24 protein-coding genes are annotated in these 26,662 nt (G+C 31.4%); 10 read left to right on the forward strand and 14 right to left on the reverse strand.

Features of this window, described 5'->3' with window-relative positions; all coding sequences use genetic code 11:
- The first annotated feature begins 3 nt into the window (after positions 1–3).
- Both AB3G34_RS09630 and AB3G34_RS09635 read left to right on the forward strand, forming a co-directional pair.
- Entirely contained in the window at positions 4–333 is a 330-nt protein-coding gene (locus tag AB3G34_RS09630; protein WP_367754404.1) for a hypothetical protein, read from the forward strand.
- Positions 334–337: 4 nt separating this feature from the next.
- Complete coding sequence (locus AB3G34_RS09635; RefSeq protein WP_367754406.1) at positions 338–982, forward strand: alpha/beta hydrolase; 645 nt, start codon at positions 338–340, stop codon at positions 980–982.
- 29 nt (positions 983–1,011) lie between these two features.
- On the opposite strand, the gene AB3G34_RS09640 is transcribed toward AB3G34_RS09635, so the two are convergent.
- Both AB3G34_RS09640 and AB3G34_RS09645 read right to left on the reverse strand, forming a co-directional pair.
- Positions 1,012–1,515, reverse strand: a complete 504-nt coding sequence (locus tag AB3G34_RS09640) for a hypothetical protein (protein ID WP_367771252.1) — start codon at positions 1,513–1,515, stop codon at positions 1,012–1,014.
- 11 nt (positions 1,516–1,526) lie between these two features.
- A complete protein-coding gene (locus AB3G34_RS09645) occupies positions 1,527–2,291 on the reverse strand; it encodes an MBL fold metallo-hydrolase (RefSeq protein WP_367771255.1) in 765 nt (254 codons plus the stop codon).
- Positions 2,292–2,387: 96 nt separating this feature from the next.
- Between AB3G34_RS09645 and AB3G34_RS09650 the strand changes: the two genes are divergently transcribed.
- Complete coding sequence (locus AB3G34_RS09650; protein ID WP_367754412.1) at positions 2,388–3,848, forward strand: TonB-dependent receptor; 1,461 nt, start codon at positions 2,388–2,390, stop codon at positions 3,846–3,848.
- Positions 3,849–3,919: 71 nt separating this feature from the next.
- On the opposite strand, the gene bcp is transcribed toward AB3G34_RS09650, so the two are convergent.
- Positions 3,920–4,372, reverse strand: a complete 453-nt coding sequence (gene bcp / locus AB3G34_RS09655) for a thioredoxin-dependent thiol peroxidase (RefSeq protein ID WP_367771258.1) — start codon at positions 4,370–4,372, stop codon at positions 3,920–3,922.
- Between the two features lie 335 nt (positions 4,373–4,707).
- On the opposite strand from bcp, the gene nth reads away from it, so the two are divergent.
- Positions 4,708–5,358, forward strand: coding sequence for an endonuclease III (nth, locus tag AB3G34_RS09660; protein ID WP_367754416.1), 651 nt, complete (start codon positions 4,708–4,710; stop codon positions 5,356–5,358).
- 276 nt (positions 5,359–5,634) lie between these two features.
- Here nth and AB3G34_RS09665 read toward each other — a convergent pair whose 3' ends face one another.
- The 3 genes from AB3G34_RS09665 to AB3G34_RS09675 all read right to left on the reverse strand — a co-directional run bounded on the left by AB3G34_RS09665 (position 5,635) and on the right by AB3G34_RS09675 (position 7,506).
- On the reverse strand, positions 5,635–6,219 hold the full coding sequence (locus AB3G34_RS09665) for an RNA polymerase sigma factor (protein WP_367754418.1): 585 nt from the start codon (positions 6,217–6,219) through the stop codon (positions 5,635–5,637).
- 315 nt (positions 6,220–6,534) lie between these two features.
- Complete coding sequence (locus tag AB3G34_RS09670) at positions 6,535–7,290, reverse strand: family 16 glycosylhydrolase (protein WP_369752302.1); 756 nt, start codon at positions 7,288–7,290, stop codon at positions 6,535–6,537.
- A gap of 6 nt (positions 7,291–7,296) precedes the next feature.
- Positions 7,297–7,506: a fibronectin type III-like domain-contianing protein gene (locus AB3G34_RS09675; RefSeq protein ID WP_369754091.1), complete on the reverse strand. Its 210-nt coding sequence runs from the start codon at positions 7,504–7,506 to the stop codon at positions 7,297–7,299.
- Between the two features lie 246 nt (positions 7,507–7,752).
- On the opposite strand from AB3G34_RS09675, the gene uvrA reads away from it, so the two are divergent.
- Positions 7,753–10,539, forward strand: a complete 2,787-nt coding sequence (gene uvrA, locus AB3G34_RS09680; RefSeq protein WP_369752303.1) for an excinuclease ABC subunit UvrA — start codon at positions 7,753–7,755, stop codon at positions 10,537–10,539.
- 83 nt (positions 10,540–10,622) lie between these two features.
- On the opposite strand, the gene AB3G34_RS09685 is transcribed toward uvrA, so the two are convergent.
- The 5 genes from AB3G34_RS09685 to AB3G34_RS09705 form a co-directional block, all read right to left on the reverse strand.
- Entirely contained in the window at positions 10,623–10,919 is a 297-nt protein-coding gene (locus AB3G34_RS09685; protein ID WP_367754426.1) for a hypothetical protein, read from the reverse strand.
- A 380-nt stretch (positions 10,920–11,299) separates the two neighbouring features.
- Positions 11,300–12,769 (reverse strand): lipopolysaccharide biosynthesis protein, encoded by a 1,470-nt coding sequence (locus AB3G34_RS09690; RefSeq protein ID WP_367771264.1) that lies wholly within the window; start codon positions 12,767–12,769, stop codon positions 11,300–11,302.
- Positions 12,770–12,805: 36 nt separating this feature from the next.
- A complete protein-coding gene (locus AB3G34_RS09695; RefSeq protein ID WP_367771267.1) occupies positions 12,806–14,098 on the reverse strand; it encodes a glycosyltransferase family 4 protein in 1,293 nt (430 codons plus the stop codon).
- Between the two features lie 51 nt (positions 14,099–14,149).
- Positions 14,150–16,579 carry a YfhO family protein gene (locus tag AB3G34_RS09700; RefSeq protein ID WP_369752304.1) on the reverse strand — a complete coding sequence of 810 codons (2,430 nt, stop codon included), beginning with the start codon at positions 16,577–16,579 and terminating at the stop codon, positions 14,150–14,152.
- A gap of 49 nt (positions 16,580–16,628) precedes the next feature.
- Complete coding sequence (locus AB3G34_RS09705; protein WP_367754434.1) at positions 16,629–16,910, reverse strand: DUF4834 family protein; 282 nt, start codon at positions 16,908–16,910, stop codon at positions 16,629–16,631.
- Between the two features lie 132 nt (positions 16,911–17,042).
- On the opposite strand from AB3G34_RS09705, the gene AB3G34_RS09710 reads away from it, so the two are divergent.
- The 4 genes from AB3G34_RS09710 (at position 17,043) to AB3G34_RS09725 (ending at position 21,197) form a co-directional block, all read left to right on the forward strand.
- Complete coding sequence (locus tag AB3G34_RS09710; protein ID WP_367754436.1) at positions 17,043–18,008, forward strand: transporter; 966 nt, start codon at positions 17,043–17,045, stop codon at positions 18,006–18,008.
- Positions 18,009–18,240: 232 nt separating this feature from the next.
- Positions 18,241–19,434, forward strand: coding sequence for a C10 family peptidase (locus tag AB3G34_RS09715; RefSeq protein WP_369752306.1), 1,194 nt, complete (start codon positions 18,241–18,243; stop codon positions 19,432–19,434).
- Positions 19,435–19,447: 13 nt separating this feature from the next.
- Entirely contained in the window at positions 19,448–19,954 is a 507-nt protein-coding gene (locus AB3G34_RS09720; RefSeq protein ID WP_369752309.1) for a hypothetical protein, read from the forward strand.
- A gap of 124 nt (positions 19,955–20,078) precedes the next feature.
- Entirely contained in the window at positions 20,079–21,197 is a 1,119-nt protein-coding gene (locus tag AB3G34_RS09725) for a GTP cyclohydrolase (protein WP_369752311.1), read from the forward strand.
- 72 nt (positions 21,198–21,269) lie between these two features.
- Here AB3G34_RS09725 and AB3G34_RS09730 read toward each other — a convergent pair whose 3' ends face one another.
- Together AB3G34_RS09730 and AB3G34_RS09735 are read right to left on the reverse strand one after the other, a co-directional pair.
- On the reverse strand, positions 21,270–21,737 hold the full coding sequence (locus AB3G34_RS09730; RefSeq protein ID WP_369752313.1) for a hypothetical protein: 468 nt from the start codon (positions 21,735–21,737) through the stop codon (positions 21,270–21,272).
- 104 nt (positions 21,738–21,841) lie between these two features.
- The gene (locus AB3G34_RS09735; protein WP_367771286.1) at positions 21,842–23,104 is read right to left on the reverse strand and encodes an aminotransferase class I/II-fold pyridoxal phosphate-dependent enzyme; all 1,263 of its coding nucleotides are present in this window, start codon (positions 23,102–23,104) and stop codon (positions 21,842–21,844) included.
- A 227-nt stretch (positions 23,105–23,331) separates the two neighbouring features.
- Between AB3G34_RS09735 and AB3G34_RS09740 the strand changes: the two genes are divergently transcribed.
- Positions 23,332–24,135 (forward strand): NYN domain-containing protein, encoded by an 804-nt coding sequence (locus AB3G34_RS09740; protein ID WP_369752314.1) that lies wholly within the window; start codon positions 23,332–23,334, stop codon positions 24,133–24,135.
- Here the strand turns inward: AB3G34_RS09740 and AB3G34_RS09745 are convergent.
- Positions 24,132–26,516 (reverse strand): 7TM diverse intracellular signaling domain-containing protein, encoded by a 2,385-nt coding sequence (locus AB3G34_RS09745; RefSeq protein WP_369752315.1) that lies wholly within the window; start codon positions 26,514–26,516, stop codon positions 24,132–24,134. The two genes, AB3G34_RS09740 and AB3G34_RS09745, sit on opposite strands and share 4 nt — an antisense overlap.
- Between the last annotated feature and the right edge of the window lie 146 nt (positions 26,517–26,662).

Genomic DNA, 26,662 nt, shown 5'->3' on the forward strand with positions numbered 1-26,662 from the left:
AACATGAATAACAACACCGTTGAAAAAGGTAAAACTACAGCCATAACCAGTTATATTCTAGGAATTGGAGTCTTTATTGCCATGTCTATGAATGCTGAAGATAAAAACACTTTTGCCTCCTTTCATATTCGTCAAGGATTAGGATTAACAATTACATTTATTTCATTAGGGCTTATTGTAAGTAACTTTGATAGTTTAATGATATCAGCTCCAATGTGGATTTTTGTTTCTATTTTATGGACTTATGGTATTTTCAGTGCGATAAAAGGAGAAACAAAACCAGTTCCTTTAATTGGAAAACTTTTTCAAAAATGGTTTACAAACATATCTTAATCAAATGAAATTATCTTTAGAATACCTCGTAAGAGAACCCAAAATAAAATTAGACAAAAATCCTTTATTACTTTTACTCCACGGTTACGGAAGCAATGAGGAAGATTTATTCTCCTTTGCAACTGAACTTCCTGATGACTATTACGTGATTTCAGCACGAGCACCTCATACTTTGCAGTATGGCAGCTATGCATGGTACGCAATAAATTTTGATGAAAATCAAAATAAATTTTCAGATAACGAACAAGCAAAAGTATCCCGAGATTTAATTACTACTTTTATTGATGAATTAATAGCGACCTACCCTATTGATACGGATAATATTATCTTGACAGGATTTAGTCAAGGGGCGATATTGAGTTATGCCGTGGCACTTTCACATCCAGAAAAGATTCAAAAAGTGGTTGCATTGAGCGGTTATATAAGCGAACCTATTTTTGAAGAAAATTATAAAAATAACGATTTCTCCAATTTAAAAATATTTGCTTCTCATGGGACTGTAGACCAAGTAATACCAGTAGATTGGGCTAGAAAAACTAAACCATTTCTAGATAATTTAAATATAAAATCAACTTATAAAGAATATCCAATAGGACATGGGGTTTCACCTCAGAATTTCTATGATTTTAAAAATTGGTTGTTAGAATAAAAAAAGGTTCCAAAATTGGAACCTTTTTTTTAGCGTTTTTGATATAATAAAGACTGAATCACCTCAAATGAAATCGTTTCATCTTGATTTACAAAATACTTCAGTAAAACTTCTCCCCAAATTTCACCATCGCTATAATCAGCGATAATCCATCTGTGATTTAACACTTTCACTTTGTTGATTATAAATTTATTAGCCCCTATTTGATCTTGTCCTACGTAAGGATTCCCTTTTGGATTTGAATTTAAATCCATCAATTTCTCTTTCACATAAGGAATTAACTTTTCATACTGGATTGTTTTTTCGGAACCTGAAGTATCAAAATAGTTTTGTGCATTTTCATTTTTTTCCAATGAAAAATAGTTCGCATCAGTCAATTTTGCCGTTACCGAATTCAAACTGTCTTTTAGTTTTTTGGTCGTTTTTTCGTATCTATGTTGCTCATATTCTACTTCTTTACTTAAAAACATGTAGGTATAGACGTTTAATAATGCAATAAGAATAAAGGCATACAGCAATAATGATTTTTTCATTTTATATTTAATTAAATTGTAATTTCTAAATTGTCAAAAGCAAGATAGACGTTTTTAGGTAATTTTTTTTGCACATCCTCATGAAACCCTAGTAAATGACTAATGTGCGTTAAATAGGCTTTTTCTGGATTAACCAAAGCAATAAAATCTAAAGCTTCTTGTAAGTTGAAATGAGAAAAATGATGTTCTTCTCGCAAGGCATTTATAACTAATACTTTTATGCCTTTTAATTTTTCAGTCTCGACATCTTCAATAGTTTTAACATCTGTCAAATAAGCAAAATCGTCTATTCTAAAACCAAAAACTTGAAGATTCCCGTGCATGACATTTATAGGAATTGCTATTTTATCACCAATAGGAAATGGTTGGTCGTTGATTATTTCAATTGTCTTTACAGAGGGTGCGCCAGGATACCGATTTATGGTTTCAAAAACATAATCAAATCGTCTTTTTAGATTCTCAATTACCCTTTGATGTGCATAAATAGGAATTTCTCCTTGTTTAAAATTAAAAGGTCGAATATCGTCTATACCAGCAGTATGATCCGAATGTTCATGAGTAAATAGGATTCCATCTACTTTTTGACAATTTGAAGTAAGCATTTGCTGTCTAAAATCGGGTCCGCAATCGATAACGTAGGAATAAGAATCCCACGAAACCCAAACAGAAACACGTAACCTTTTATCCTTATAATCAGTACTTTTACATACTGGATGGCTACTCCCAATTATAGGAATTCCTTGAGAAGTACCAGTGCCTAAAAAATATACCTTCAAATCTATTTTATTTTTTTACAAAAATAGGATTAATTATCTTTCATAAGAAACCTATTTCATTAACTTTGTACATTATTAGCCATATTTAAAATAAAAATGGATACTGCAATAAAACTAAAAGGTGACAAAGTCATCGAACAAATACCTTCAATAAAAGATAAGGCACTCCGTATTAATTTGAACGAAAATATATATGGAACTTTTGCCGAAATTGGAGCTGGACAAGAAACGGTAAGACACTTTTTTAGATCTGGTGGTTCTTCAGGAACTATAGCTAAGGCTATGTCTGCTTACGATAAAGACTTTAGTGATGCGATATATGGCACTGAAAATGATGGGCGTTATGTAACTGAAAATCGATTAAAAAAGATGTTAACTTTTGAAGGAGAGTTAATTGAAGAACGATTAAGTAGAGAAAAGCACCCTAATAAAATGTTTTTTAGTTATGCTAATACTGTAGCTACTATTGACTTTGCAAAGCAATTCAAAGGACATGGATGGGTTGGTATTCGCTACCAAATTGAGCCTGATGAAGATTATAATGAAATTACGCTTCATATTCGTTTTAAAGAAACGGATGCACGGTTACAACAAGAAACATTGGGTATTCTTGGAGTAAATTTAATATATGGTGCTTTTTATAAATACAACGACCCTAAGCGATTGTTGCGTTATTTATACGATCACCTTGACAAAGACCAATTAGAAATTGACACCATTAATTTTTCTGGACCTCGTTTTGCTGATGTTGACAATCGTTTGATGAGTTTACAATTAGTAAAAAACGGAATGACTGATGCTGTAATGTTTGACCCTAACGGTAAAAACATTCTTCCTGCCGCCATATTATACAAAAAGAACATCCTAGCATTGAGAGGAAGTTTCCGTCCTGTAACTAAGGTAAATATGGACATGTATGAGAAATCATTAAAAATGTTCATTGAAGAAAATAAAGTGGAAAAAGAAAATACATTAGTTGTATTTGAGATTACACTTTCTAATCTTCGTTCTGACGGAGAAATTGACGAAAGAGATTTTATGGATCGTGCTGAATTACTTTGTTCATTAGGACAAACAGTAATGATTTCTAATTTCCAAGAATATTATAAAGTAGTAGAATATTTTGCTAACTATACTAAAGCTCGAATGGGGCTTGCTATGGGAGTAAATAATCTAGTCGATATATTTGATGAAAAATACTACCGTCATCTAAGTGGTGGAATACTTGAAGCATTTGGAAAATTATTCTATCGCGATATGAAAGTATTCCTATATCCTATGCTAGATGAAAATGGAGATATTGTTACATCAGAAACACTAAAAGTACACCCAAGAATGAAAGAATTGTATAAATTTTTTAAATTCAACGGAAAAGTGATTGACATTGACGATTATGACCCTGAGAATCTGGAAGTATTCTCTCGTGAAGTACTTAAAATGATTAGTGATGGAAAACCAGGTTGGGAACCAATGCTCCCTTCTGGTATTGCGGAAATTATTAAAGAACATCATCTGTTTGGGTACAGCCCAAATAAAGTTTTAAAGGAAAGTAATTAATTTAAAACCAGAAAAAAGAGCCAAGAAAAAGACTACGATACTGTCTATTTCTTGGCTCTTTTTTTATCTGCTTATTTCAGTATTTGATCAGCATGTTCTTTCGTTTTCACTTTTTCAATTACTTCATCAATAATTCCATTTTCATCAATTACAAAAGTGGTTCTATGAATTCCATCGTATTCTTTGCCCATAAATTTTTTAGGTCCCCAAACACCAAAAGCTTCAATAACTGATTTGTCTTCATCGGCCAATAACGGAAATGGAAGTTCATATTTTTCCTTGAACTTGGCTTGCTTGGCTTGAGCATCAGCACTTACACCTAACAAAGCATAATTATTAGCTTCAAAACGCGAAAAATTATCGCGTAAATCACATGCTTCTGCGGTACAACCTGGCGTACTTGCTTTTGGATAAAAGAAAACCACTAGCTTTTTTCCTTTATAATCGGCTAATTTATGTGGTTTTCCATCTTGATCTACTCCTGAAAATGCAGGCGCTTTATCTCCTTTTTTTAATGTTGTCATCGTTTTATTTTTTTTACCACTAAGATCACTTGGATTTTTCGCTAAGTTCACTAAGCTTTGAATGAAAATTTTATTATTTATGAATTCTTTTTGTTTGTTTTTTTTTAACCGCAAAGTTCACTAAGAGTTTTATTGCGTTTCTATTTGAAGCCCCAGATGGAAGTGAAAAGCCCGGACTGAAAAAAACTATTTTTTTCTTGTCAAGAAGAGCGACCAGAGGAAGCTCCTTATTTGACATTAGAAAAAATGTTTTTTAAAGGAGGACTTATAACGAACAGCTGGATTAGGCACATCCTAAAAATTATTCTATTTTTACAAGATATAAATTTACAAAAATGACCAAGCAAGAACGTGTAACATTTGTTATAAATACGTTAAAAGAATTATACCCTACGATTCCAATTCCGTTAGATCATAAGGATCCTTATACTTTGTTGATTGCTGTTTTACTTTCGGCACAATGTACAGATGTTCGTGTGAATCAAATCACGCCTTTACTTTTTGCTAAAGCGGACAATCCGTATGATATGATTAAAATGTCAGTCGAGGAAATTAAGGAAATTATTCGGCCTTGTGGGCTTTCGCCAATGAAATCGAAAGGCATTCATGGTTTATCTCATATTTTAATAGACAAACACGGAGGCCAAGTACCACAAAGTTTTGAGTTTTTGGAGGAATTACCTGCCGTAGGGCATAAAACAGCAAGCGTAGTGATGTCACAAGCTTTTGGCGTTCCCGCATTTCCTGTAGACACACACATTCATCGCTTGATGTACCGATGGAATTTGACTAATGGTAAAAATGTAGTTCAGACTGAAAAAGATGCTAAACGTATTTTTCCAGAAGAAATTTGGAATGATTTACACCTGCAAATTATTTGGTACGGAAGGCAATATTCGCCAGCTAGAGGATGGGATTTAGAAAAAGACATTATTACTAAAACTGTAGGACGCAAATCTGTTTTAGCAGCGTACTATAAAAAATAAATTTCCCCAATTTGAAAATCAAAATAGGGAAATTTACTTCATACAAGTCATCTTAACTTAACCTTGTATATTGCTTTTAAAAAGCTAATTAGCTATTATTTCGAAGCTTTGATTCTTTACATTTATGATGCTCAAAGCTTTTGAATAATTCAATAAAAAAGAAACGATTTCTTTTTTTGGCTTCATTGTCGTGGTAACAAATGAATTCTTAGAGTAAATTTTTGCCATGTTATACTATTTGTTTTCTAATACAACGTTGCTTTTATTAATTTATTGTCAATTAGTTAAAACTATTTGATGTTTATCAATCACTTTTCTCAAATTCATTAAAGCATAACGCATTCTCCCTAAAGAGGTATTTATGCTTACGCCTGTAATTTCTGAAATTTCTTTAAAGCTCATATCCTGATACATTCTCATAACCAAAACTTCTTTTTGATCGAGCGGTAATTCCTCTATTAATTTTCTGATGTCCTGCTCAACTTGCGCTGAAATTAATTGATTTTCAATTGTGGGAGAATCATCAGACATGATTGAAAAAATAGAAAACTCCTCCGTTTCTCTGAATAGGGGCATTTTTTTATTTTTTCTGTAATGATCAATGATAAGATTATGAGAAATTCTCATTACCCACGGCAAGAATTTACCTTCTTCGTTGTAAGAGTTTGATTTTAATGTTTTGATTACTTTAATAAAAGTGTCCTGAAAAATATCATTAGAAATATCTCTATCAGAAATCTTGGAATAAATAAATCCAAAAATTCTTGATTCATGCCTTTTTATTAATGTAGCCAAGGCATTTTCATTTCCTGATACATAATTTTGTACCAATAAAGCGTCTGGAAGTTCTAAATTAGCCATAGTTTTACCTTTTAGTTTAATTAAAAATTTTTCGAAATTTTTCTAAAAAAGTAGTTTTATGTATAGGCTAATTGTAGTTTTGTGTTAATAGATTGGTCAAATTTAACAAATATTTACTTGAAATTACAACTAAAGTTAAGAAAAAAATAACGCATTATATAAAAAATTCTTACTAATTGTTGTTTTTTTTTAACCATCCAAAATTCAAATAATAATTAGCAGTTTTCTTAAACAATAGTCCCACAGTTAATTATAAAAAAGAGATGATTTTACGTCACTAATATCACGTCTTTTTTATTAAATATGAATTTAAATTTATTGATACACTTTTATATAATCTAAAATGAGTTTTTTAGGAAAAATAGCGTCATCAACTTCAGGTCCACCAAAATTACCTCCAATAGCTAGATTAACAAGAAAATAAAACGGTTTATCAAAAGGCCAAGTATCTTCATTTTTGACTTCTGGATAAAAGGTATAAATCAAGATACCATCAACATAAAAATCCATTTTATCTTTTGTCCAATCGATACCAAATCGATGAAAGCCATCTTCAATGCCTTCAATTTTAGTTTTCTTAGAATTTATAGAATTCCCATGACTATCTTGGGTATGTAAAGTGGTATAAACCATCTGCGGTTCTTTCCCAACGTATTCAAGTATATCAATCTCACCTGATTTTGGCCAACCTACTTCATCTATATTAGAACCTAGCATCCAAAATGCAGGCCAGATTCCTTGCCCAACAGGCAACTTAGCTCTAGCTTCAAAATAACCATACAAAAATTCTTTCTTGTCCTTCGTTGTAATTCGGGTAGAAGTGTATTTATCACCTTCTTTTTTAGCGGTAATTACTAGATTCCCATTTATTAATTCATGGTTCTCATTGGTATATAATTCCCTTTCATTATTACCCCATCCGCAATTAGGACAACCATTACCTAACTCTATGTTCCAAACTTTTTCATTTAATGATTTTCCTGAAAAATTTTCTTCCCAAACTAATTTTCGTTTGCCTTGCTGAGCAAAACCCAAATGCCCAATTATCAATAAGATTAAAAATTTATTCATTTCGTATTAATTAGTATATTGAAAATTAGATTCTAAAGTTGTAGCGGAGTTTCCTCCTATAAAAATCTTAAAATCACCCACCTCTGCTTCCCATTTAGAATTAGCAGTATAATATTGAATTGTATTTTGATTAATTACAAAAGTCACCGTTTTGGTTTCATTTGGTTGTAATTCTATCATCTCAAAGCCCTTTAGTTCTTTAAGAGGTCGAGCCACACTATCTAATGGACTTGTTTTGTTATTGTCCAATGTATTAATAACAATAATTTTTTGTTACAATTTATAAGTGTACTAACTCCTTTTCATTTATCAAAAGAGCTATCGCTTTTTTAACCCCGTCTAAAATAACAATATCATTCCATTATTTTCATCAAAAAGTTTGTAATTCCTAAAATTTGTGAATTGTTCACCCGCTTTTCCCCAATGAAAAATGATTACTTTTGTAAAAATATACCATTTCTTATGCAAGTTGATTTTTCCAAAATAGACCCCAAAAAAAACATTATAATTAAAGGAGCCGAGGTACACAATTTAAAAAGTGTAGATGTGGTAATTCCTAGAAACAAATTGGTAGTTATTACTGGACTTTCTGGTTCTGGAAAATCGAGTTTGGCTTTTGATACTTTGTATGCCGAAGGACAACGCCGCTATGTAGAAAGTTTATCTTCCTATGCAAGACAATTTCTTGGACGATTAGACAAGCCAAAAGTAGAATACATCAAGGGCATTGCTCCCGCTATTGCCATTGAACAAAAAGTAAATACGACAAATGCACGATCTACCGTTGGAACTTCTACGGAAATTTATGATTACATGAAATTGCTTTTTGCTAGAATTGGGAGAACATTCTCCCCTATTTCTGGTCAAGAAGTAAAAAAAAATACCGTTACAGATGTTATTACTGATGTACAAAATTTTACCCTAGATAGTAAATGGTTGCTTCTCGCTCCCATTCACCTAGAAGAAGGTAGGAAACTAGAAGACAAACTAAAGGTATTGTTACAACAAGGTTTTTCAAGAATCTTAGTTGACAATACAATGGTTCGTTTGGACGAAATTGATCAGCATTCATTAGATAATAAAGATATAACCCTTATTATTGACAGAATTGTAGTTAAAGAGGAAGAAGAGTTTTTTAATCGTCTTGCTGATGCCGTGCAAACCGCTTTTTATGAAGGAAAAGGAATTTGCTATTTACAGGAGTTAAACTCTGAAAAAAGATATTCTTATTCTAATAATTTTGAATTAGATGGAATAACTTTTTTGGAGCCTAATGTTCATTTATTCAGTTTCAACAATCCTTACGGAGCTTGTCCTGTATGTGAAGGATATGGAAACATTATAGGAATTGATGCTGAATTGGTTGTACCCAATACCACTTTATCAATATTTGAAAATACTATTTTTCCTTGGCGTGGGGAAAGTATGAGTTGGTTTAGAGACGAATTAGTTAATAATGCATATAAATTTGACTTTCCTATCCACAAACCATTTTTTCAATTAACGGATGAACAAAAAGAATTAATCTGGACGGGTAACTCCTATTTTCAAGGACTCAATGATTTCTTTAAAGAACTAGAAGAAAAAAATTATAAAATTCAAAACCGCGTCATGCTTTCTCGTTACCGTGGTAAAACCAAATGCCATTCTTGTAAAGGAAAACGACTTCGAATTGAGGCCTCTTATGTAAAAATAAATGATAAAACGGTTTCAGATTTAGTGGATTTACCTATTAAACATTTAGTTGCTTTTTTTAAAAATTTAAAATTAGATGTTTATGAACAACAAATTGCTAAACGCTTGTTATTGGAAATCAATAACAGATTATCATTTTTAACCGAAGTAGGGTTGGATTATTTGACATTGAATCGAAATTCATCTACGCTATCAGGTGGTGAGTCGCAACGAATTAATTTAGCCACCTCTTTAGGAAGTAGCTTGGTTGGTTCCATGTACATTTTGGACGAACCTAGTATTGGGTTACACCCAAAAGATACAGAACGCTTGATAAAAGTATTGATTTCATTACGTGATTTGGGAAATACTGTAATTGTGGTGGAACACGATGAAGATATTATGAAAGCAGCCGATATGATTATCGATATTGGACCAGAAGCAGGAACCTTTGGCGGTAAATTAGTCGCGCAAGGAAGCTATAACGAAATCCTGAAGTCAACTTCTTTAACGGCTAAATATTTAAATGGCGAACTCGAAATCGCGGTTCCCAAAAAACGAAGACCATTTAAGAATTTTATAGAAATAAAAGGAGCGAGAGAAAACAATTTGCAAAATATTGATGTTACTTTTCCATTGGATGTATTAACGGTTATAACGGGAGTTTCTGGAAGTGGAAAAAGTACGCTTATTAAGAAAATTTTGTTTCCGGCGATGCAGAAAAAACTGGACAATGCAGGTGAAAAAGCAGGTCAGTTTAGTGAAATAAAAGGTTCGTTTTCACATATAAAACATATCGAATATGTGGATCAAAACCCAATTGGGCGAAGTTCCCGTTCTAATCCAGTAACCTATATCAAAGCATACGATGACATTAGAGAATTATTTGCCAAAGAAAAGTTATCTAAAATAAGAGGGTATCTACCCAAACATTTTTCTTTTAACGTAGATGGTGGCCGTTGTGAAACTTGTAAAGGAGAAGGTTCTATTAATGTTGAAATGGTATTTATGGCCGATGTACAATTACCATGTGAAACTTGTAATGGAAAACGATTTAAAAAAGAAGTCCTTGAAGTAACATTTGTAGGCAAAAATATACATGATATTCTAACACTGACTATTGATGATGCTGTCGCTTTCTTTGAAACTAATCAGCAACATAAGATTACTCAAAAACTAAAACCGTTACAAGACGTAGGATTGGGATATGTTCAATTAGGACAGTCCTCATCCACTTTGTCTGGTGGAGAAGCACAACGAATAAAACTAGCTTCTTTCCTTGTAAAAGGCGCTACAAAAGACAGAGCACTATTCGTATTTGATGAACCTACGACAGGATTGCATTTTCATGATATTAAGAAACTATTAGCGTCCTTTGATGCTTTAATTGAAAAAGGACATTCCATACTTGTTATTGAACACAATCTAGACCTAATTAAATGCGCCGATTGGATTATTGATTTAGGTCCTGAAGGTGGGGAAAATGGAGGGAAACTTTTAGCAGTTGGAACACCTGAACAAATTGTAAAAATAAAAGAATCCGTTACAGGTAAATATTTAAAAGATAAAATATAAGCTTTAACACTTGAGCAAAAAAAACTCCTATTCTGTTTAAAATTAAACAAGTATAGGAGTTTTTCTATTTTATAGACTAACTATTAACTAAAGCATTTATCTTCAAATGGATTACCATCTTCGTCAATAGCAATTAATATTACTTTTTCTTTATTAGACACACAATACAAATAAAACCATGGCAATGACCACAGTCCAAAAGTGATACATGAAATTAAAAAATTGAAATTATGGTTCACTTTTTTCCCCTTCTTTGATAAAACAGCAAAAGGTAATTTATCATTTCTTTCCACTACAGTAAAACCATTATTCATTTTTTCTTTCAAAATTTTCGTGAATTTAGAAAAATTTTCTTCTGGAGTAATTGTATTAATTTTCATCGCTATAATTGTTTTTATTTACCTAGTAAAATCGTCAACGGATCCTTTTATAAATAGGATATAAAATTAAACAGTTTTTCTAGTTGCCACAATACCCACTTTTAGTGATATTTCAAAAAACTTTGCAAAGCATTAGAATCTGTTCTTACTAATTATTTACAAATGTATTTCTTATAAAAAGATAAAATATTACAAATTAAAACTATAAGTTTATAAAATTCACAGTAATCTAAAACACTGTATAGCATTAATTTAACGAGAGATACAAGAGATACAAATAGGATTAAAAAAAGCAACTACAATTTGAGTTGTAGTTGCTTTTTTTAAAAAATTAATCAATCTGAAAAATATTTTTTAGATCCTCAAGATTTCGGGCCTAATTATATATTTATTTTTAACCTTTTTAAAAGATTATTTATCACTTGATTTATTTCGTTAGAAATGACAAATTTATAATTAAGGTAAACATATGAAATAGTTACCAGAATCGATTTTAACCCTATTGCAATAATGGGATTAAAGGGAAATTGCCAAAAATAAAATAATACAAATAATACAAGTGTTAGTGCCATTGAATATAAAGTTTGGTTTGTAAAAGGATACAAGTGCAATCGTTTTACTACAAACATTAATTTTGCCAAACTATATAACGTGATGGATAATAAAGTCGCAAAAGCAGAACCCAAAATTCCATAAATAGGAATAAAAATCATATTTAATCCAATAGTTAAAAAAACCAGTACTACTCCTAAAAACAAAACGGCACGATAGTATTTTGTATTGAAAATTATAGCATTATTGTTCCCCAATATTAAATCAAAATACTTGGATAACCCAATCATAAAGACAACTAATATACCACCGCTGTATTCCTTTGGAACCATTTCATACAGTTGACTTATGTTCACAAAAATGCACAACATTACAAACCCACCCACTACTTGTAAATTAATAGACGTTTTCTTGTACAAACTATTCATTTCTTCATGCTTGTCTTCGTGCATTAATTTTGCAGTTATTGGATACACAATTTGATGCATTGCACGACTAGGAACAGAAATAACTAGTGCAATATAGGTTGCCACAGAATAATAAGCTATATTTTCAATTTTAATGTATTGATTGAGCATTAGTTTATCAATATCTAAAAGTAAAGTAGCTACACTTCCAGATAAAATAATAAAAAAAGTATAGACCATAATTTCCTTCGCATTATGTGGAATGGAAAATTGAAAATTAGGTTTTTTTAAGTAAAAGGCATACAGCATTGTTACAATAAATGCAACAAAATAAATCCCTGCGGTAACATACACAAATTGAATAACCGAAATCCAATTATAATAAACTCCAACCAATGTCAATAATGAAAACGAACGCAAACCAACTTCTTTAATAAAATTACCAAAAACTGAATGCATATGAACCCTAGCCCATGCATAAAATATTTCGAAATAAGCCATGCATAAACCCGTAAATGGTATCAACCACAAATACTCTTTTACTATTGGATTTTCTTTTGATAAAAATTCTGAAATATCACTATAAAAAAACAATCCAATCAATAATAAGGGAATCGATAATAACAGTGGAAACAATACTGTAAAAGACAAAAATTTAGATTCTTCTTGTTCTGTTTTACATTGAGAATAAAATTTCACCAATGTATTTTGCATTCCAAAAGCCAAGAGCGGCATAATAATACTGGAAGCCGAAAGAACATAATTAGTTAGTGCATAATAGGTTGCACCAAGAAAGAAAGGATACAAGTAAATTGTATTTACAGCCCCAATTCCAAAACCAACATAGGTTATTACTGTATTCTTTAAAGACTGATTTAATACTATTCCCATTCTTTACTATTGCGAGACACCAATAATCTCTTTATGTTATTTATTAAGTAGCTGTACTAATTCTTTAGTCAAGTTTTTTCTGGAATATTTTTGCAAACCCACACCATTGGATTTTAATTTACCTTCTAAAAACTGATTATAAAAGTCCAAAAGTACACTTTTTAACTTCTCTTTTTCAGAATAGTTAAAGAACACTCCTGTATTCGTATTGGTAATAATTTCGGCAAAATCAGAATCTTTTGGACCAATCGCAATAATGGGTCTATTAGAAACCATATATTCGAATAATTTTCCAGGAATAATACTCTTAGTATCTTCAGAATCAATTTCGATCAGCAATAAAACTTGTGACTTTTTTTGATGAACAATTGCTTCCCCATGTGAAACATATCCTAAGTTTTTCAAATAAGGAACTAAATCAAAATTTTTAATTTCATCCAATACTTCTTGACTAACAGCCCCAATTAATTTTATTTCTAAATGTCTTTTAAAATCAGGTATTTCGTTCAGTAATTCTTTTATACTTTCCCATAAAATAATTGGATTTCTTTCGGATAAGAATGAACCAATATGAGCCAAGCTAAACTTAGTATCTAATTCCTGATTTGCTATGGTTTCCACGTCATACCCATTGGTAATTACTTCAATCGGCTTTGTCGTTATTGCTTGAAATTCAGCTTTTGTAGTTTTACTGGTAACAATAATAGTATCTGCAGTATTCAAAACCTGGTACTCCAAATCTTTATGTTTTTTTGCAGCATAATTCGATAAACGAAGTGATTTATGATATCCTATAGTGGTCCACGGATCACGGAAATCAGCAATCCATTTTAAATTTAGTTTTTGTTTTAATTCTAATCCTATAAGATGTAAACTATGTGGTGGTCCAGAAGTAATAATAGTATCAATAGTATTCTCGGCAATGTATTTTTCTAAAAAAGAAACAGACGGTTTAACCCAAAATACACGAGCATCAGGAATAAATAAATTACCTCGAATCCATAGGAACGTTTTGTCTAAAAAAGACTGTTTTTTTTGATTTGGAATTATCCCTGAACTTATCTTTTTGGTTTTAGATCTAGAAAAAAAAGATGCCAATTGATATGGCTCAAAAATTTTATGTTTTAAAATAACTGTAGCAGCCGAAACTTCTTTTTCTAAATCGGTATCCACAATAGGATACGTTGGGTTTTCAGGAATGTAAATGATGGGTTGAACTCCAAATTCTGGTAAATATTTTACAAATTTCAACCAGCGTTGCACACCTGGACCTCCAGCTGGTGGCCAATAGTACGTTATAATTAGAACTTTTTTAGTTTCAGCTTCCAAGTTTATAGTTTAAAGTTAAATAGATTATTCTATCTGCAAAATCTGAAATCGTTAATCAACAATCTTAGATCCATTTTTTCTTTCAAAATAAACTCCGCCTATTACCAATAATAACATTCCAGCTAAACTAATTAATGTTATAATACTTCCGGTTTTAATTACTTGTGGCTCAAATTTGAACTCAATTGTATGTTCTCCTCCCGGTACAATCATGGCTCTCAATACATAATCAACAGGAAAATGATCTGTTTTAACACCATCAATATAGGCATTCCAACCATTTTCATAATAAATTTCAGAGAAAACGGCTAGACCTTCTTTTCCATTTGTAGATGTATACTTTATATAATTAGGTTTGTAAACCTTTAATTTAATAGTCCCTGAAGTATCTAAGTTTCTTTTTAATCTGGCATTTTTAAATTTATCTCCATACAGATGAATATTGAAAATAGCGGTTCTTTTTGTATCGATTTTATCCAACATTTTCATTTCATCATTGGCTTTATTCACCAACTTAACATCATTTACAAACCAAGCATTACCATTGGCATCTGGATTAACAATTGGAAATTCTTTTCCTTCCTTATCCGTTTGAATGACATACTTTACATTTAGCATATTCAGTATATCCAAATTGTTTTTAGCCAGCTGATAATCAAATAATTGTTGCACTCTTCTAGGCCTTACAGCACTATACCCTCCAATTGACTTATGAAAATAAGAAGTCCTTGCTCCCATTAAATCTCCAGCCTCAAAAACACGGTAATGAGTAGTGTCCTTTAAAATTTGAGTATCAGAAGGTTTTTCATGGAAAGGAACTTCAACATCTCTTCCACTAACAAAATCTTTAGCTGAAACATATTTTTTATCTACAAAAAACAAATCCGAGACCATAAATAATCCTACCAAAATGATAGCGGTATTTTGAGCTATTTTATTTTTAATGAATAACCATAAAACGCCAGCTACTAATAGAATAAAAAATCCAGATCGCAACAAGTCCGCACTATACAAACTCATTCGGTCGCCTTTTAGTGCCTCTACAAATTGTGGTCCGTAACTTTCTAAATAATACCCATCATTTGCGCTAGAAAAGCTAAACATGCTTTTACATAAAAACAAAATCAAAATTATTCCTAAACCTAAAGTTCCTGATTCTAATAACCCTTTAGTTTGTTTCTCTTTTTCTAATTTAAAGAATGATTGCAACCCCATTATAGCTAAAACAGGAAAACACAACTCTAGTATAACTTGTATTGATGAAACAGCCCTAAACTTATCATACATAGGTACATAATCAATAAAAAAGTTGGTCAGTAACGGGAAGTTTTTACCCCAAGAAAGTAACAATGATACAACTGCTCCTGAAAGAAAAACATATTTAATTTTACGTTCATCAATAAACAAAGCTAAAATTCCTAAAAAGAAAACAACAACTCCTATATAAGCAGGTGCTGCAACAATAGGCTGGTCACCCCAATAGGTAGGTAGTCCCATTGTGAAATCGGCGGCTTGCCCTTCTGGAACGCCCTGACTAATCATGAATTCATACATTTTACTATCAGTCCCAACTGCTTCATGATTAGAACCTCCAAATAATCTTGGAGCTATCAAATTGAAACTTTCAGTAACTCCATAACTGTATTCAGTAATATAATCACGTGTCATAGCACTATTGGTAGTGTTTTTAGAACCATCAGGATTGTATGTTAGTTCACTTTTCCCACGAATACTAAAATTTGCATATTCAGAGGTTGCTAAAAGATTGGTAGCATTAGCTCCAATAGCAAAAATACCAGCAACGGCTAAAACTCCTAAAGATTTTAAAATTGCATTATACTCCTTGATTTTTACATCCAAATAAATAAAATAACCAGAAAGTATCAACAAGAATATTAATAAGTAATAGGTCATTTGAAAGTGGTTTGCATTGATTTCCAATGCAGTTGCAAACATAGTAAGCAATCCTCCAACAACATATTTTTTTCTATAAACCAAAATAAATCCAGCAATCACAAGTGGCATATACGCAATCGCATGAGCCTTGGCATTGTGACCAACACCCAATATTATAATTAAATAAGTAGAAAAACCAAAAGCTAAAGCACCAAAGAAAGCTTTTAACGGATCCGTTTTAAGAACTAATAACAGTCCGTAGAACCCCAGAAAGTACAAAAATAAATAATCGGCAGGACGCGGTAAAAATCGTAAAACATCATCTATTGCCCCAATAAAATCATATGGATATTTAGCACCTAATTGGTACGTAGGCATCCCTCCAAAAGAAGAGTTCGTCCAATATGGCTCTATATGATCGGAGGCTCTAAAGTCATTTTGCTCCTTAGCCATTCCAGTATATTGAGCAATATCTGATTGGTAAATTTGTTTCCCCTGTAATACCGGATAAAAATAAAGAAGTGAGACAATTAAAAAACCAACAATGGCTAGCGCGTGAGGATAGAACTTATTTACTATTTTCAATTTTCGAGAGTTTATTTTTTTAAATATGTGTATGTAAACGAGGACAAATTTAATCTATTTCTTCGTAATCAACATATTCTCCTACTTTTTTAGTTTCCCGAGGATTTTTTTCGTTTTTAGTATCATAAATCACTTCATCATTCGTTGGTGATTGATTCCATGAAGTACCCTGAGAACGTTGCTGTTCCTGTTGAAAATTTTGCCCTGCTTTTTCCACTACTTTTTTAACTAATAGAGGCAAAAATAACTTTGCTAAAAACTTAAATATGTAATAGAAAGCAAGTATGTAAAACAATGTTCTTATAAAACCTGTAAAAGAGGCAGTTTGCATAATATAATATTTTTTACAAAATTAATAAATCCATCCCGAAACTTCGGGACAAAATTAAAATATCATTCTTAAATAAATGATAAAATATAGTACATTTGAAATGCGTTATTACTTTTAAACCCAAAAAATAATATGTCAAAACTCAAAACAGCCCTTCTTTTTGTCCTAATTACACTTCCCAGTTTTAATTATGGACAGCATACCGATCAAATAAATTCTAATAGACCCGGCAAAAGCATGTCCGCATTTGCAGTAGGAAAATCAGTTTTCCAAATTGAATCGGGACTATACGGAATTAAGGAAAACCACAGATTGCTTGGATATGATGCCAAAGGTTTTGGTTTAGATTTCACCCTTAGATGGGGATTGTTCATGGAAAAATTAGAATTAATAGCAGATTTACAATATCAAAATGAAAAATTTACAACACCTTATAGTGTTGTCGATAAAAAAGCATTAAAGCAAACCGTTTTAGGTGCAAAATATCTAATTTACGATCCATTCAAAAATTATGAGAAAAAAGTAAACATTTACAGTTGGAAAGCCAACCACAAATTTGACTGGCATCAAATGATTCCTGCCGTATCTGTTTTTGCTGGAGCTAACCTCAGCTTTTCTGATAATCCGTATTCTTTCACTAATCAAGCCAGTATTTCTCCAAAAATAATGCTGATCACTCAAAATCATTTAGGTGACGGTACTTGGGTTTTTGTTACTAATATTATAGCTGATTACATTTCAACTGATTATCCTAGTTATGGTTACGTTTTAACTTTAACCAAAGGATTCAATGATCAATGGTCTGGATTTGTCGAAAATCAAGGCTTTAAAAGTGATTTTTACAGCGATGCTATTGTTCGTGGGGGAGCAGCCTATTTATTAAATAAAGACATGCAAATTGACGCATCGATAAGCACTAATTTTAAAGATACGCCAACCGTTCTCTATGGCGGAATTGGTTTTTCTTGGCGCTATGATGCCAATTATCAAGAAGTTAGAATGAGTCTTGACAAAGGCGGAAATAAAAAAACGAAGTCTCAAAAGAAAGTAGAGAAAAAGAATAAAAAACGCAAAGACGAAATAGAAAACACACAATAATATTTCGTAATTCAATAAAAATATAAGAAATATTTTACTAGAATATATTTATCATTAAGATAATTAACTACATTTGAAACACTTAAATACCACATTTTAATTTTTTAATGATAACAATTAAACTATATAAAATGAAACAAAACAAAACAAAACAAAACAAAACAAAACAGAACAGAACAGAACAGAACAGAACAGAACAGAACAGAACAGAACAAGTTATAAACTTGTCAAAATGTTGAAAAAATCAACATTACTATTGTTTTTAGGAATTACTTTTTTAATTTCTTGTAGTAAAGACGATAATCGAGATCGTAGATTATACACTTCTAATGAAGTTAATAAAAGTACGGCTATTGATATCGCTCAATATTTTTTCAAAAACAGTAATTCTAAGGCTGGCAAAGGAGTAGATAATACAAAGACAATTAAAGACATTACCACCTACAAAACGCTTAAAAACGAAACTGCTTTTTATGTGATTAATTACAACCAAGGTGGTTTTATAGTAATAGCTGCAGATAATAGAATTAGTCCCATTTTAGCATTTTATGATATTGGCAAATTTAACACAAACCTTACCGAAACGCCAGAGCCAGTTATCGAATGGATGGAAAGCGAAAAAGAGCAGGTTCAATATACTATAGACCATAATCTTAAACAGAGTAAAAACATTGCTTTAGAATGGAGAAAAATAACAACTGACATCAATGAAACTGGTCCAAGCCAACCATTAAAAAGTATTACGGGAAGAATAGATCCAGACCCAACTCCTTGTGCAGATTTATATATTACTAAAGGCCCTTTACTAAAAACATCCTGGAACCAATGGGGTAATGGTTTTAATAATTTAATTCCATATGATTGCCCTTCTAACCCTGGAGGAAAAGCACCAACTGGATGTGTAGCAACTGCAATGGCACAAATACTATTCTATTTCAAAAAACCAAATACTTACAATTGGTCAAATATGCCCACAACATATGGAACTTATGATACTCAACTTTTAATGAAAGATGCTGGTTTATCGGTAAATATGCAATACAACTGTGAAGGTTCTGGAGCATACGCGATAAATATTGTTCCTGCTTTAAAAAATACTTTTGGATATTCGAATGCATCATATACTACAACTTATAGCTCAACTCTGATTACTGATAATATCGACACTAATAAACCTGTCTTACTAGGAGGATTTCCATCCTCTGGAAGTGGACATGCTTGGGTTTGCGACGGATATCAAAGAAACACATATTATGAACGAGACAATCTTGGAAATTGTACTGGATTTGCTACAACTACATTATATTTAAATATGAATTGGGGATGGGGAGGTCAGAACAATGGATATTATGCATATAACAATTTTAACCCAGGAACTTCTTCTTATAATAACAATCGTACTATTATATACAATATAACACCTTAAAATCTAATTTATTATGAAAAAAATTTTTATTCTTGCTGCCGTAATACTATGTATTTCCTGCAATAACGATGTTGAAAGCAAACAGGCTACCTTAATTTCTGCGAATATCAATGTGTACCTTAAAAATAGTGCTGGTGAAAACATTTTAAACACAGATAAATATCCCGAAAATAACATTAGTATAAAATACCTAATAGCTGGAAAAGAACTTGGTTATGGTTATGATACACCCAGTGCTATACTAGACAATCCTAAAGGTTTTTTTCTTGGCATACTGTCTGAAAACGAAACCGGAAAAGGAATGCGTGTCTTTTTAAATAGCGATGCTTCCGAAGAGTATCCTATTACTTATATTCATTGGAATTCTATAGAAACTGATATTATCAAAACAAAATATAAAAGAGGAAATGGAAATGATGGTCCTTACGTTATATTAGAAAAAGTTTGGTTAAATGATGTTTTAGTTTGGGAAGTTGAAAAACAAGGTCAAACAAATAATAATATCACGATAGTCAAATAAAATAAATAGCTATTTTCAAACTCAAAAGCCCATTAATTTGGGCTTTTTTTTATGTCGTATTTTTTAATTCTTAGAAAGATAGCTATATTCGTGGTATCGTCTTAAAAACAAAACATTTTTCTTAATGATTACAATAAAAGAAGCCATTACAAAAAAGGAAATGACGGATTACATCAAATTTCCTTTTTCCCTCTATAAAAACAACGAATTCTGGGTTCCACCCATTATTGCTGACGAACTAGAATCATTTGATAAAGCTAAAAATCCTGCATTCGAAAATGCCGAAGCGTATTTTTACATCGCCTATAAAAACAATGAAATTGTAGGTAGGATTGCCGCAATTGTGAATTGGAGCGAAGTAAACGATCAACAAAAAAAGAAAGTCCGTTTTGGTTGGTTTGATGTTATAAATGATATCGAAGTGACTAAAGCCTTGCTTGAAAAAGTATACGAATTAGGCCGAAAAAACAATCTAGAACATGTTGAAGGCCCAATGGGTTTTTCTAATTTAGATAAAGTAGGAGTGCTTACTGAGGGATTTGACCAATTGGGAACTATGATTACTTGGTACAATCACCCGTATTATGCAAAACACTTTGAGCAATTGGGTTATGTAACTGAAAAAGAATACATAGAAAGTAAATTCCCTTTTGAAAATGTAAAACCGGAATTTTTTGAAAAAGCTAATGATTTAGTAAAAAGAAGGTATCAATTAAGTCCGCTTAATTTCAAGACTACTAAAGAGGTTATGCCGCATGTAGATAAAATGTTTGATTTATTCAATGCTTCTTACGCTTCTTTATCTTCATTTGTTGCTATTTCAGATACTCAAAAAGAATATTTTAAGAAAAAATACATCAGTTTAATCAATCCGGAATATATTAAATTTGTGGAGGATAAAGACCATAATATAGTTGCTTTTAGTATTGTTATGCCTTCTTTTTCTAAGGCGTTACAAAAAGCAAATGGTAAATTATTCCCTTTTGGATTCATCCATTTACTAAAAGCTAAAAAGCAAAGTAAGGATATGATTTTTTACCTCATCGGTGTACATCCTGATTTTCAAAACAAAGCAGTTACCGCTATAATATTCAATGAATATTATCATACGTTCAAAGAAAAAGGTATTGTAAACTGTTTCAGAACACCGGAATTAGCAGATAATATTGCAATTCATAACTTATGGAAACATTTTAAACCCGAAATTCATTGCCGTAGAAAGACTTTCCGAAAAAATCTTTAATAAAACAATAAATAGAAAATCCATCAACACGACTGATGGATTTTCTATTTATATTTGGTTACAAACACTGAATTACATTTTACAATCTACTTTTGATAAAATAGTCTTTCCATCAAAATTTAATTTTTTCACATCTTTAAAGATTACTTCCCCCTTATTATCATCTATAACTGCTCCGTACCCTTCCACATAATTATTCCCTTTTTTCAAGAAAACAACTTGACGAATTGAAGTTACACCTTCGGACATGAAAGTATAATCGGCATAAAGGGTATCCTTTTTTATTTTCCCAACCAATGTTCCAAAATTTTTATCCTTTTCATAAAAAACATAACTTAATTTCCCTGAAACCTGTTGATCTCCCTTAATATTCAAAGTCATATAAACCGTATCTTTTTTAATAACGGCGCTATAACATTCCTGAGAACTGGATGTATCAACAACAGCCTTTTCTGGTAGAGTTGTAGTCTCTTTTTTTTCTTTTTTACAGGAAACAAAAACACTCCCTAATAAAATACTTAATAAAATTACCTTTCTCATCAATCATTTAGTTTTTATAAATGTACAAATTCTTACATTAAATGAGTCCAAAAAAAAACATCAGCGATTGCTGATGTTTTTTATACTATTATAAAAGTAAAGAATTAAGCGTCTAAATCTACTTTAGTTCTAGATGCAATTTCTTTGTAAGTACCGTTTTCTAACTTTTCACGTATTGCTTCAAATGCTACCAATGTTTCATCAATATCTGATAATGTATGAGATGCTGTAGGTATCATTCTTAACAAGATAATCCCTTTTGGAATCACCGGATAAATAACAATTGATAAGAAAATACCGTAATTTTCTCTTAAATCATTTACCATAACCATAGCTTCAGGTACACTTCCTTCAAGATAAACTGGAGTAATACAGGTATTTGTATCACCAATATTGAAATTTCTTGAACGCAATCCCGTTTGCAATGCATTTACGTTTTCCCAAAGTTTATCTTTCAATTCTGGGTGGTTACGCAACAATTCTAAACGTTTCAATGAACCCAGAGTTTGGATCATTGGCAACGATTTAGCAAACATTTGAGAACGCAAATTGTATTTCAAATAATCAATAATTTCTTTATCCGCAGCTACAAAAGCACCAATGTTCGCCATTGATTTTGCAAAAGTTGAAAAATAAACATCAATATCATCTTGAACTCCTTGCTCCTCACCTGCTCCAGCTCCTGTTTTACCAAGAGTACCAAAACCGTGTGCATCATCAACTAGTAAACGGAAATTGTATTTTTGCTTCATTGCAACAATCTCTTTCAATTTTCCTTGTTGTCCACGCATTCCAAAAACACCTTCAGTAATAAATAAAATACCCCCACCAGTGGTTTCAGCCATTTTAGTAGCACGTTGCAGGTTTTTTTCCATACTTTCTAAGTCATTGTGCTTATAAGTAAAACGTTTCCCCATATGCAAACGTACACCATCAATAATACAAGCATGTGAATCAACATCATATACAATGATATCATTTTTAGTAACCAAAGCATCAATAATAGACACCATTCCTTGGTAACCAAAATTCAATAAATAAGCTGATTCTTTCATTACAAAAGCAGCCAATTCTTCCTCTAATTGTTCATGGTATTTCGTATGTCCACTCATCATTCTCGCTCCCATAGGATAGGCTGCACCAAACTGAATTGCTGCATCTGTATCCGCTTGTCTCACCTCAGGGTGATTCGCTAAACCTAAGTAGTCATTCAAACTCCAATTCAAAATATCTTTTCCGCCAAACTGCATTCTAGGCCCTAATTCTCCTTCTAGTTTTGGAAAAACAAAATATCCCTCTGCTTGTGAAGCCCATTTTCCTAATGGCCCTTTATTGTTTTGAATTCTTTCGAATAAATCCTTTACCATAATATATTTAAGTAATAATTTTAATTTTAAGAAGTTGCAAAAATAAATATTTATATTTTATAAAAGTCTTGAAAGTAAATTTATTTTTTGTAGCTATTCCTGCTATTCACTATATCTTTTACTTTTTTAAAGAAAAAAAGTAAAAGGATGCCGTTCCTATCAGGGCTAAAAATTCGATTCCAATAATAAACTTTGTATATTTGAATAATATTTCAACTCAATTATAGATGTCACAAAATCCAACAGAATTAAAACTAGCTGTCCTTATTGACGCTGATAATGTTCCTTATAGTAATGTAAAAGGAATGATGGAAGAAATTACGAAGTACGGAACTCCAACAACCAAACGTATTTACGCCGACTGGACGCGTCCAAATGCTGGAGGATGGAAAGGGGTTTTATTAGAACATGCCATTACTCCTATCCAACAATACAGCTATACCTCTGGAAAAAATTCTTCTGACTCTGCTTTGATAATTGACGCCATGGATTTATTGTACTCCGGCAAACTAGATGGTTTCTGTATAGTATCTAGTGATAGTGACTTTACACGTTTAGCCATACGCCTGCGTGAATCGGGCATGAAAGTAATAGGAATTGGAGAACAAAAAACACCAAAACCTTTTATCAGCGCCTGTGACCGATTTGTATTTATTGAAGTTCTGGATGGTGCAATTAAGAAAAACACTCCTAAAAGAGTTTCAAATACGGAAACGAAAAAAATAACTGAAAAAAGCACTGAAAAAGCAGCCGAGAAAAACACTCAAAAACCACTGAGTAAAATTGACGAACCTACAATTGATCTTATCGAAGACTCCATTGATGATATTGCTGATGATAGTGGCTGGGCTTTCCTTGGCGACGTAGGAAACCTCATTGTTAAGAAAAAACCTGAATTTGATCCTAGAAATTACGGTTTTCCAAAACTAACTCCCATGTTAAAATCCCTAACTGATATTCTAGAAATTGACGAAAGAGATTCTGACAAGAAAGGAATTAAACACGTATATGTACGCTTGCGTTTTAGTTAAACTAGCTTTTTTATCGCCTGATACAACGTTTCCTTTTTTATAGGTTTTGTTAAGTAATCATTCATTCCTATTTCTGTAACTCTTAATTTGGTGCCTTCCATAACATCCGCTGTTACCGCTATGATAGGAATGTTTGCATACGCTGAACCTATTTCACCATTACGTATCGCAATTGTTGCCTCATAACCATCCATAACAGGCATTTGCAGATCCATTAAAACAATATCAAAAGTATTGGTTTTGAAAGCATCCAATCCCTCTTGTCCATTATTCGCATAAACAACATTTGTATTCAACCATTTTTTAGTAATCATCTTAATCACCATTTGATTAATTGAATTGTCTTCAACCACTAAAATTGTTTTTCCCTCTAAATCATACACTTCAGGTTCAGCCGAAACTACATCCAATTTTGGTTGCTCCACACTTTCAAAATCAATCGTAATTTTACAAGTGGTTCCTTTACCTGGGTAACTATTCATTACAATAGTTCCTCCTTGCATATCAACCAACGTTTTTACAATATAAAGTCCCAATCCTAAACCGCCAAATTTCCTTTTATTATCAATACTATTTTGAGAGAATGAATCAAAAATACTATCCATTTTTTCCTTTTTAATACCAACACCGGAATCAGATATGGAAATAATCAAACTCACCTTATCATCTGGTTTAATTTGAGATTCAATATCGAAATTTACAAAGCCTTCGGAAGTAAACTTAATAGCATTACTTATTATGTTATTTACTATTTGTGAAAACCGCATTTCATCTCCCTTAACTAAACGTGGAAAGCCCTCTCTTTTAGAAAAATTAAACTCTAATCCCTTGTCTTTTGATTTTAACTCTGCAGTTTCTTTAATTCGCTCCAAAGTATGCAAAGGATTGAAAGGCACACTTTCTAATCTCAATTCGTTCTTTTCAATTTTTGAAAAATCAAGAATATCATTTACGGAGCTTAATAAACTATGAGAAGAATACTTTATAACCTGACAGTTTTTTTTGATTTTTTCATCCTCCACATCACTTGAAACTGAATCAATTAAATTCATTATGGCATTCAAGGGCGTTCTTAATTCATGACTTATATTCGATAAAAAATAAGATTTCAAATCATTCATTTCTTCTGAACGAACCAAAGCCAGGCGATTTAATTCATTTTTTTCGTTTTTAAGATTTCTGATTAAATTAGACATCGAAAGCGAAAGAAAAATTATTTCTAATCCAGTTCCAAATTTCGAACTGTTTTGAGTTATAAAATTATTAGGCACCATTCCAAAGTTATTCAGGATAAAAACGGTGAACCCAAGAATTAAAAAGAATATACCAATTGTAAATAAAGAATCAACCTTCTTTTTTTTATAATAAAGGTAAATTACGGAACAAACAATTAGAATCAAAAATATTAGTGCCAGCACATTTACAGCTATATAACAAAATGATAAAGTGGCAGGAATAAAAAGTGTACAAAGAAACAAAACCCCTAACGTAGCATAACTAACATTAAATAATCTATAAAAAGATTTACTGTTATCTTTTATTTTCAAGAAAACTTCACTGTATTTACCTGATAAAAAAGCAGCGACAATAGCTAATAATAAAACAGCATGATTTGAAAACCATCCTCCATTTGGGGTGATGTATTTAAAGAAAAAACCATCTAAAGAAAACTGCAATAAACCAACAAAAACTACATATAAACTATAATATAAAAAAGTTTTTTCACCCAATGCAAAAAAGAAGAAAAAGTAAATTATTGCTGCAATTGTTAATATTCCATAGAATATACCAAATAGAAACTGCTCATTTGAAATCATGTCTATAAAACTCCTAGAAGTATATAACATCAAAGGCATTTTTAATACCTCACCATCACTTTTAAGATGCAAAAACATTTTTATTTTCGCTTTTGGTTTGATTATAATATTAAAAATCGACTTCCGATTGTCAAAAGAACGCATTGAGAAAGGAATATTATCTCCACTTTGTTGCTTTAAAATCTCTCCCGTTGACTCGTCTATAAGGAACAATTCAACCACATCAGTTATCGGGCGAGCCGTTTCGAGGTAATAATTCAAAACAGAATCACTATCGTTTTGAAGCTGCAGTTTCCCCCAGTAATTATCATTTGTAAAACCTAAATCCTCATTTTTAGTCTTTAATGCTTGAGGATGTAAAGAATCATAGTTTGAAATTATATATTCTATGTCAAGAGTCTTATCGCCTACATTTATTATCGATGCCTGTTTATGCAACGAAATGACATTAGGTAAATCATTAGAATGAAATACGTATTGAGAATAAGAATTTGTTAAAAAAAAGAAGAATAAAAAGAAGAATATTTTGGATTTACTTTTTGTGGTATTATTATACAATCTCATATCTTGACCTTTACTATTTATTAATATACGTAATAAAATATAGTTTAGTTTTATTGCAAATATATTGAAAAATAAAAATAGATATTTTTTCAATAAAATCTTACATAAATCAATAAAGAAGCTATATTCTTCTTAATTTAGTGCTC

Origin of the sequence: Flavobacterium sp. WC2409 (assembly GCF_041200085.1) — a bacterium.
Taxonomy (GTDB): domain Bacteria; phylum Bacteroidota; class Bacteroidia; order Flavobacteriales; family Flavobacteriaceae; genus Flavobacterium.